This window comes from Collinsella sp. AK_207A, assembly GCF_902501965.1.
GTDB lineage: Bacteria > Actinomycetota > Coriobacteriia > Coriobacteriales > Coriobacteriaceae > Collinsella.
The window spans coordinates 1-1,548 of sequence record NZ_CABWID010000003.1 but is presented as its reverse complement, the minus strand read 5'-3'; the positions used below and the strand labels follow the sequence as shown (position 1 = coordinate 1,548).

The following is a 1,548-nucleotide window of genomic DNA, read 5'->3' as shown; positions in this document are numbered from 1 at the left end:
TTTAATATGAGCTGAACATTGTCAAGAGGCAAAACCGGCCGGGCCGTCCGCGGAGCTACCGCCTTCGGCCCGGCCTACCTATCTTCGCCCGGGGTCGCGCCGGTGAGAGGGCGTGTCTCGATCGACGCACGTCTTGCAGTTTAATATCCGCGGGTCGGAACCGCACTTCGTTGCTACGGCCGGGGGCCTCCTGCCGGCCTGGCAGTCTTGCGTCGGGCGTGCCGGTCCCCCGGCGCCCAAAAAAGGAGACTCGAGTGGCCCCCGACGGCCTCGACGGCCGGCGCGCCCCGGGGTCGGACGCTAGTCGGCGGCGGGCGTCACGCGGCGCCCGCCTGCGCCATGGAGCCCAGGGCCCACACCCAGCACGCCATCTCGCGGGCGGTGGCGCAGTTGGCGACGCAGGGCCTCTTGCCCGCCGCCTCGAGGGCCTCCCGGCGCTCGGAGAGCCTCCTGTTGCACTTGAGCGCGTGCCGCCTGACGGCGGGGGACACCTCCTGGCCCGGTGAGAGCGGCTTCGGGGACCGGGAGGACATGGGCACGTGCCAGGCCGCCTCGACGAGCAGGCGCCTCGCGTGGCGGTTGCCGCACTTGGTGACCCCGCCCCGCGAGACCGACTCCCCGCTGGAGTGCTCCGAGGGGACGAGGCCGCACCAGGCGGCGAAGGCCGGGGCGGACCGGAACCGGGAGAAGTCGCCGGCCTCCGCCGCGAGGGCGTGGGCCGTCACCACGTCGATGCCCTTGACCTGCCTGAGCGCGTCCACGACCGGCTTCCACTCCGGCCTGCCGGCGGACTCGGCCACCTTCCGGGCGAGCGCGCCCTTGGCCTCCTCGCGGGACCTGACCTCGTCCACGTAGTGCTCGAGCGCCGCGGCGGCGTCGGGCTCCGGCATCTCGACCCCCTCGACCCAGGCCCAGAAGGCCCGGGTCCAGTTGCCCCTCCTCCTGCCGGCGGGCGTGCGCTCGTCGAAGACCAGCCCGTGCCTCAGCAGGAACTTCGTGAGGCGCTGGCGGGCGCGCTGCAGGTCCTCCCGGGCGTCGTCGAGCGCGCGGGAGAGGTCCCGGGCCGCCTCGGTCCGCTCGTCGGGGACCCGGACCTCGACCACGTTGCGCGTGGAGAGGAGCCTCGCCAGGAACTCGGCGTCCCGGCGGTCGGTTTTGCGGGCCCTGTCGGCCGAGGGCCTCTGCATCCGCGAGACGGCGCCGACGCGGCAGTCGAGGCCGAGGGCGCCCAGCGCCCGCGCGAGGTGGAAGCCCGTGGGGCCGGACTCGTAGACGGCGCGGGGCCTCTCGAAGCCGAGCGCCCACTCGGCGATCGAAGCGGGGTCGTAGCCGAAGGAGGCCGCCTCGCACTCCCCGGTCATGGGGTCGAGGGCGAAGGCGCTGACGCTCCTCGCGTGGACGTCGAGGCCGATGCACGTGGCATAATCTTCCATGGGGACCTCCCGGCACGGTGTGGCGCGCGGCCACGTCTGACGATACCGACATTGTCGCGCGACCCACGTTTCCCGCGCGCGGGAGGCGCCTCAATGTTCAGCTCATATCGTCTTG

At 73.0% G+C, this 1,548-nt stretch carries 1 protein-coding gene; it reads right to left on the bottom strand.

Features of this window, described 5'->3' with window-relative positions; all coding sequences use genetic code 11:
- Positions 1-317 precede the first annotated feature (317 nt).
- The gene (locus GDJ97_RS00815) at positions 318-1,433 is read right to left on the bottom strand and encodes an IS110 family transposase (RefSeq protein WP_152069344.1); all 1,116 of its coding nucleotides are present in this window, start codon (positions 1,431-1,433) and stop codon (positions 318-320) included.
- Between the last annotated feature and the right edge of the window lie 115 nt (positions 1,434-1,548).